The sequence below is a fragment of the Pseudomonas sp. Sample_9 genome (assembly GCF_004307535.1).
Taxonomy (GTDB): domain Bacteria; phylum Pseudomonadota; class Gammaproteobacteria; order Pseudomonadales; family Pseudomonadaceae; genus Aquipseudomonas; species Aquipseudomonas mercuritolerans.
Genome location: NZ_RAZO01000411.1, coordinates 6,777 through 13,019, shown reverse-complemented (window position 1 = coordinate 13,019; position 6,243 = coordinate 6,777). Strand labels below are relative to the sequence as shown.

Annotated in this window: 6 protein-coding genes; 2 read left to right on the top strand and 4 right to left on the bottom strand. The window is 61.4% G+C overall.

Annotated features, from left to right (window positions below):
- Nucleotides 1–200 precede the first annotated feature (200 nt).
- Together D6877_RS23435 and D6877_RS23430 are read left to right on the top strand one after the other, a co-directional pair.
- Nucleotides 201–1,310 (top strand): DUF3182 family protein, encoded by a 1,110-nt coding sequence (locus D6877_RS23435; protein ID WP_130912277.1) that lies wholly within the window; start codon nucleotides 201–203, stop codon nucleotides 1,308–1,310.
- Nucleotides 1,300–2,055: an alpha/beta fold hydrolase gene (locus tag D6877_RS23430; RefSeq protein ID WP_130912276.1), complete on the top strand. Its 756-nt coding sequence runs from the start codon at nucleotides 1,300–1,302 to the stop codon at nucleotides 2,053–2,055. Before D6877_RS23435 ends, D6877_RS23430 begins: the two co-directional genes overlap by 11 nt.
- 94 nt (nucleotides 2,056–2,149) lie before the next feature.
- Here the strand turns inward: D6877_RS23430 and D6877_RS23425 are convergent, their stop codons facing one another.
- Genes D6877_RS23425 through D6877_RS23410 form a run of 4 tightly spaced genes read right to left on the bottom strand, consistent with a single transcriptional unit; the run spans nucleotide 2,150 to nucleotide 6,127 of the window.
- Nucleotides 2,150–3,139, bottom strand: a complete 990-nt coding sequence (locus D6877_RS23425; RefSeq protein WP_130912275.1) for a lysylphosphatidylglycerol synthase domain-containing protein — start codon at nucleotides 3,137–3,139, stop codon at nucleotides 2,150–2,152.
- A complete protein-coding gene (gene clsB, locus D6877_RS23420) occupies nucleotides 3,136–4,410 on the bottom strand; it encodes a cardiolipin synthase ClsB (protein WP_016772961.1) in 1,275 nt (424 codons plus the stop codon). Before clsB ends, D6877_RS23425 begins: the two co-directional genes overlap by 4 nt.
- Nucleotides 4,407–5,204, bottom strand: coding sequence for an endonuclease/exonuclease/phosphatase family protein (locus D6877_RS23415; protein WP_130912274.1), 798 nt, complete (start codon nucleotides 5,202–5,204; stop codon nucleotides 4,407–4,409). Before D6877_RS23415 ends, clsB begins: the two co-directional genes overlap by 4 nt.
- Nucleotides 5,201–6,127 (bottom strand): DUF72 domain-containing protein, encoded by a 927-nt coding sequence (locus D6877_RS23410; RefSeq protein WP_130912273.1) that lies wholly within the window; start codon nucleotides 6,125–6,127, stop codon nucleotides 5,201–5,203. Before D6877_RS23410 ends, D6877_RS23415 begins: the two co-directional genes overlap by 4 nt.
- Nucleotides 6,128–6,243 lie beyond the last annotated feature (116 nt).

Genomic DNA, 6,243 nt, shown 5'->3' with positions numbered 1-6,243 from the left:
CGCTCCCACAATGATCGCGGCGTGGATGAGAGATCGTGCAATTTGCCGGAATTTTGCGCGCCGTCGTGCAGTTTGAAACAGGCGTGATGCCAGCACAGTCACGGCAAGCTCCCGATTATCGGGCGGTTCGTGGGGATCGCTGATTGGCCTGATCTCTGCAATTTCCTCTCAGAACCCATCGACTGATGAAAGGGGACCGCATGACCCCGACACCCAGCAAGAAAATTGTCGTTGCCCATTCGGTGCGTCCCGAAGCACCGCAACATGAAGTCGAGACCAACAAGGCTCTGGCGCGCTGGCTGGCGCAGATTCTCGGTTGCAAATTCGGCGGCAGCTACGATCCGGCCAAGCATCAAGACCGTGATCTGTATCTGCTACCGACACAGACCATCGTCGGCGCCGCCCACGCGCAAGCGCTCGGCATCAACGGCCCCGATGACTTGTGGGGCGGTTACGTCGAATACGATTTCATCTGCACCAAAGCCATCAGCCACGGTTTGCGCAGCCATCTGGCGCACGCGCCGCAGGGCTGGTCGCCGCTGTTTTCGGAGCGGGTGCGCAACGTTGTGCTCGACGGTCTCAGCGTATTTGCGCTGGAGGACGCGCGGCCCGCCGCCGAACATTTGCTGTACGCCGGGCCGATTCGCTTGAAGCCGGTTCACGCTTGCGCCGGTCGCGGTCAGGAAGTGATCAAAAGCCTCGACGCGTTCGATGAGATCCTCGCGCGGCCCGAGGCGCAAAATCTGTTCAAGGACGGCGTAGTGCTGGAGCAGGACTTGAGCGACGTCGTCACCCACAGCGTCGGCCAGTCGTTCATCGGCGGCAAAGTGTTGAGCTACTGCGGTGAGCAATACTTGACCGAGGACGGCCAGGGCGAAGAGGTCTACGGCGGTTCGAATCTGCTGGTGGTGCAGGGCGGCTATGACCAATTGCTCGCGCTGGATCTGCCTGACGATGTGCGTCTGGCCATCGAACAGGCACAGGTCTTCGACAGCGCCGCCAACGAAGCCTACCCGCGCTTCTTCGCCTCGCGGCGCAATTACGATATCGCCCAGGGCCTCGACGCCAGCGGCAACCCGCGCAGCGGCGTGCTCGAACAATCCTGGCGCATGGGCGGCGCCAGCAGTGCTGAAGTGGCCGCGCTGCAAAGCTTCGTCAACGATCCACAGATGCGCGCGATTCGCGTGTCGTCGGTGGAAACCTACACCGATCAGGCGCTGCCGGCCGACGCCATCGAGGTCTATCGCGGTCCGGCTGAAAACAGCGCGTTTCTTCTCAAATATGTGACGGTCCAATCCTATGACGGCTAGAAGCGAAAGCATTCAAATCGACATTGATGACGAACAGATGAGCGGGACTTTTCTCAGTCCCAAATCGAAGGTCCCGGGGGTGTTGTTTGTGCACGGTTGGGGCGGCAGTCAGGAACGTGATCTGGAACGGGCCAAAGGCATCGCCGGCCTGGGTTGCGTTTGCCTGACCTTCGACCTGCGCGGGCACACCGGCGGCACCGGAATTCCGCTGACCCGGGTGACCCGTGAAGACAATCTGCGTGACTTGCTGGCGGCCTATGATCGCCTGTTGGCGCACCCGGCGCTGGATACCTCGGCGATCGCCGTGGTCGGCACCAGTTATGGCGGTTATCTGGCCGCGATCCTGACGTCACTGCGCCCGGTGCGCTGGCTGGCGCTGCGCGTGCCGGCGCTGTACCGCGACGAGCAATGGCACACGCCCAAGCGCGATCTGGACAAGGCCGACCTGCGCGATTATCGCGGCACGCTGGTGCGCGCCGACAGCAATCGCGCCCTGCATGCCTGCTCGCAATTCACGGGTGACGTGCTGTTGGTGGAATCGGAAACCGACGATTTCGTGCCCCACGCGACGATCATGAGTTACCGCGCCGCGTGTCAGCAGACCCACTCGTTGACCCACCGGATCATCGATGGCGCGGATCACGCATTGAGTGATCCGGTGTCGCAGCAGGCCTACACCTCGATTCTGGTGGACTGGATTACCGAGATGGTGGTGGGGGAGCGATTGAGTATTATCCAGTCCTGAAAAATCAAAAGATCGCAGCCTCCGGCAGCTCCTACAGGGAGATTGCATTTCAACTGTAGGAGCTGCCGAAGGCTGCGATCTTTTGATCTTGATTCTAAAGTGTGGGTTTCTTCTCGATCCGCAACGCCTTGGCCTTGGCTTCCACCACCAGATACATCACCACCGTAATCAACAGCGGCAGCAGAAAATAAATCGCCCGATACGCAAGCAATCCCGCCACCAGACTGCCGCGCGATGCCTCGTGCTGCAGCAGCGCCACGAACACTGCCTCAAGCACACCCAGCCCCGCCGGAATGTGCGTGATGACCCCGGCAATCGCGCTGATCAACAGCACCCCAAGCACCAGCGGATAATCCAGTTTGCTTGGCAGCAGAGTGAAAATCACCGCCGCCATCAGCGACCAGTTCAACGCGCCCAAAAGCAATTGCAGCACCGCCATGCGCAGCGACGGCAGGTTGATTTCCACGCCGCGAATCGACCACTCGCGGCGCTTGGAAAACTGACATGCCGCGAGATATCCAGCGCTGAGCAACAGCAACAACACGCCAACCAGTTGCAGCGCATCACTGCTGAGTTTCCAGCCCGGCGGCATGCGTACCAAACCGCTGCTGAAAACCACGCCAGCGATGGTCATGTAGCCGAACCAGTTGGTCGCCAGGCTCAGGCCGAGAATCTTGGCGATGTTGCCTTTGCTTACGCCCAGCCGCGAATACAGGCGATAACGCATGGCGATGCCGCCAACCCAGGCGCTGAGATTGAGGTTGAAGGCGTAACTGATGATGCCCACCGGCAGGATCTGCTTCCAGGTCAGGTCCTGACGAATGTAGGTGCGGCCGATCAGGTCGAAACTGGCGTACACCAGAAAACTCAGCAACGTCAGGCTGGCGGCGATGATCAGTGTGCGCACCTTGAAATCGGCGAGGGTCTCCAGCACCTCGGCCCATTCGATGCGCGTGGCGAACATCGTCAGCAGGACGATCAGCGCGAGGAAAAACAGGATGGTCAGCGGGCGTTTCCAGCGGCTCCATTTTGACGGCGCCGCTTGTGCCGAATGGCTATCGGAGTGCACTTCGGAATGACTCATGGACGCGCACCTCGGAAAGGCTTCAGACGCGGTTTATGCGCCGGCAGCCAACCGGCCATGGCCGGGAAGTGCCGCAGGAAGTGGAACACCAGAAAGCCTACGGTCATGTGCCAGATGCGCCCGCGCGGCAACAGCTTGGCGTCCATGGCTTTGCAGTGGTTCTGGCTGAGGTCTTCGAGGCGTTCGTACAAGTGCTGATTGAACGCGCGATCGCGGATCAGCACGTTGGCTTCCAGATTCAGCGACAGGCTCAGCGGGTCGAGATTGCTCGAGCCCACGGTGCTCCAGTCATCGTCGACCAGCGCGACCTTGCCGTGCAGCGGGCGCTGGCAGTATTCGTGAATCTGCACGCCGGCACGCAGCAGGTAATCGTAGGTCATGCGCGCCGCCAGTTTGGCTACGAGCATGTCCGGCTGGCCCTGCAGGATCAGCCGCACCTCGACGCCACGGCGGGCGGCGTTGCGGATTTCGCGCAGCAAACGGTAGCCGGGAAAGAAGTAGGCGTTGGCGATGATCACCCGGCGCTTGGCCTTGCGCAGCACCTGCAAATACACGTCTTCGATATCGGTGTTGTGTTGATCGTTATCGCGGAACACCAGGCGCACCTGACCGTCGTGATCGGTGAAGGCCATTTCCTCCAGACGCTGGCGCCGGCGCTGCCACCAGAACCGCGCGCGTCCGGGACGACCGCTTTGCAGCAGGGCGAAGTGATGGATATCGGCGACCACCGGGCCCTGGATCTCCACCGAATAATCCTGCTTGGCTTCAGGGCCGAAGTCGGCCAGGTGATCGCCGGAAAAGTTGATCCCGCCGATGAACGCGATCAAGCCGTCGACCACCACGATCTTGCGGTGCAAGCGGCGGAACCAGTTGGTGCGGATGCCCAAGTGCTTTGGCGCCGGATCGAAGATCTGCAAATGCACGCCGGCATCGCTCAAGGCCGACAGATAGCCGGTGCTCAGCTCGCCACAGCCGAAGCCGTCGAGGCTGACCGTGGTGCGCACGCCGCGCTGGGCGGCTTCGATGAGGATTTGCTGCAACTCGGCGCCGACCTTGTCTTCGAAGACGATGAAGGTCTCCAGCAGGATCTCGCTCTTGGCTGCGCGCATCGCTTCGAACACGCGGGGGAAATATTCCTCGCCGTTCTCCAGCAGCTCTACGCGGTTATTGCTGTGCCATTGATACTCGACGTCAACGTGGCCGGGCTCGCGCACCGGCGGATTCAGCGGGACCGGGTCGACGGCGGATTTTTCCAGTGGCGCACTGTTCATAGTTCAATCTCCACCGATAACGGTGCGTGGTCGGAAAGGTGCGACCAGGGCCGGTTGGTCAATACTTTTGGCCGGCTGGCCTTGAGGTTGCGTACGTAGATGCGGTCGAGTCGTAGCGCTGGCAGACGCGCGGGAAAACTGCGCGCCGGCTTGCCGTACTGCTCGGCGAACACTTCGCGCAGGCCACAGGGCTTGAGCTGCGCATCGGCACGCTGGCGCCAGTCGTTGAAATCGCCAGCGACGATCACTGGGGCATCGGCGGGCAATTCGGCGAGACGTTGCAGCAGCAGATCCAGCTGTGCGTTGCGATGGCTCTCGCGCAGGCCCAGATGCACGCAGATCGCGTGCACTTCGGTGCCGTCGCCAGGCAGGCGCAGCACGCAATGCAACAGGCCACGGTTTTCATGGCCGCTGATCGACACGTCGAGGTTGTCGTGGCGGATGATCTGGAATTTCGACAGCAGCGCATTGCCGTGATCGCCCGCCGGGTACACCGCGTTGCGCCCGTAGGCGAACTGCGGCCAGAGGCTGTCGGCGAGAAATTCGTATTGCGGCATCGTCGGCCAGTTGTCGTAGCGTTTCGGATGCTGCTCGTGTGTGCCGTGGACTTCCTGCAGAAACACCACGTCGGCGGCGACGCTGCGCACCGCTTCACGCAGCTCCGGCAGGATGAAGCGCCGGTTCAGTGCGGTGAAGCCCTTGTGGGTGTTGACGGTCAATACGGTGAAGGTGCGCACCGAGGGCGCAACCACGGAGCCTTCGTCGGTGAAACCGACCGGTTCGGGAATGCTCATGACAGAACTCCTTCTGCGGCAACTTGCCCGGGAGTCGTGGCGAGGTCTTTGTCGAGGTCGAAGCGCTGCAACAAGTTGCGTGCGTCGTAGGGCGCGCGGACTTTGATGTCGTTGTCGAAGTAGCAGAACACTTCGCGGGATTTGCGCGCGCGGGGTTTCAGGCGTGGCGCTATCAGGTGGGCGTCCTCTGGCTGTTTACCGTGATGCCAGGCGTCGATGCGCTCGGCCCAGCGCTTGAGCGCTTGTTCGGAATAACCGCTGGCGTAGAGCTCTTCGGCGCCGTGCAGGCGCAGATAGACGAAGTCGCTGGTGAGGTCTTCGCGGTACGGCCATTTTCCGGCGGTATCGGCGACCACCAGTGCCACGTTATGGCGCTTGAGCAGGCGTACGAACTCCGGGTCGATGAAACTTTCATGGCGGATTTCCACGGCATGGCGCAGTGGCTTCTTGCGCCAGGCTTTGACGCTGGCGTGGCCGGGCAAATGTGAATCATGTTGGCGGGCGAGGGCGGCTGCGGCTTGGGTATCGTGGGGCAGCTGCGCGAGAAACTGGGTGAAGCGCTCGGCATCGAACTTGAAGTTCGGCGGAAACTGCCAGAGGATCGGCCCGAGTTTTTCCTTCAGTTCCAGCACGCCCGAGGCAAAGAAATTCGCCAGCGGCTTTTCGATTTCGCGCAAACGGCGCACGTGGGTGATGAAGCGCGGCGCCTTGACGCTGAAGACGAAGTCATCAGGGGTTTCGGCGTACCACTGGGCGTAACGTTCAGGGCGTTGCAGGGCGTAGAACGATCCATTGATTTCGATGCTGTTGACCGCGCGGGAGGCGAACTGCAATTCGCGCTTCTGCGCCAGTCCCTTCGGGTAGAAATCCCCGCGCCACGGGGCGTAGCGCCAGCCTGAAATACCGATGTGAATCGTCGCCATCCCATCCTCCCGTAGAAAGTCCTCGTGTTGCCGATGTTCTGTGATGACTGCGGCGGGGGCGGGAAAGTTTCGGTGGTGTTACGGACGGTCGCGGGTGAAGCGAAGATCAAGAGCTT

Excerpts from the sequence above, each read along its gene's own strand:
- D6877_RS23435 (WP_130912277.1), top strand. The coding sequence starts at position 201 with ATGACCCCGACACCCAGCAAGAAAATTGTCGTTGCCCATTCGGTGCGT.
- D6877_RS23430 (WP_130912276.1), top strand. The coding sequence starts at position 1,300 with ATGACGGCTAGAAGCGAAAGCATTCAAATCGACATTGATGACGAACAG.
- D6877_RS23425 (WP_130912275.1), bottom strand. The coding sequence starts at position 3,139 with ATGAGTCATTCCGAAGTGCACTCCGATAGCCATTCGGCACAAGCGGCG.
- clsB (WP_016772961.1), bottom strand. The coding sequence starts at position 4,410 with ATGAACAGTGCGCCACTGGAAAAATCCGCCGTCGACCCGGTCCCGCTG.
- D6877_RS23415 (WP_130912274.1), bottom strand. The coding sequence starts at position 5,204 with ATGAGCATTCCCGAACCGGTCGGTTTCACCGACGAAGGCTCCGTGGTT.
- D6877_RS23410 (WP_130912273.1), bottom strand. The coding sequence starts at position 6,127 with ATGGCGACGATTCACATCGGTATTTCAGGCTGGCGCTACGCCCCGTGG.